This is a genomic window from Pseudoalteromonas sp. S4492, from assembly GCF_005886115.1.
GTDB classification, from domain to species: Bacteria; Pseudomonadota; Gammaproteobacteria; order Enterobacterales; family Alteromonadaceae; genus Pseudoalteromonas; species Pseudoalteromonas gelatinilytica.
On sequence record NZ_PNCP01000389.1, the window covers coordinates 1 to 209 of the forward strand.

At 66.0% G+C, this 209-nt stretch carries 1 protein-coding gene; it reads right to left on the bottom strand.

The genetic code is table 11. From position 1 onward, the window contains the following. Positions 1-209: CoA transferase (locus tag CWC28_RS21870; protein WP_138625798.1), on the bottom strand; the 209-nt coding region annotated here is incomplete at both ends.

The following is a 209-nucleotide window of genomic DNA, read 5'->3' on the forward strand; positions in this document are numbered from 1 at the left end:
CTTCCGGGGTATCCATGCTGCCGCCGAAGCGCAGCATGATGCCGGTGGTGGCCTGCACCAGATCGTCATAGCCGAGGTAGTTGGTGCGCGGCCCGGGCAGCACGCCACTGAAGCAGTCCAGCTGACAGAAGACGGCGTCCGGATTCAGCTCGCGCATGGCCTCCTCGCTCAGTCCCATGGAGGCCACCTGCCGGTCGGTGGCATTCCAG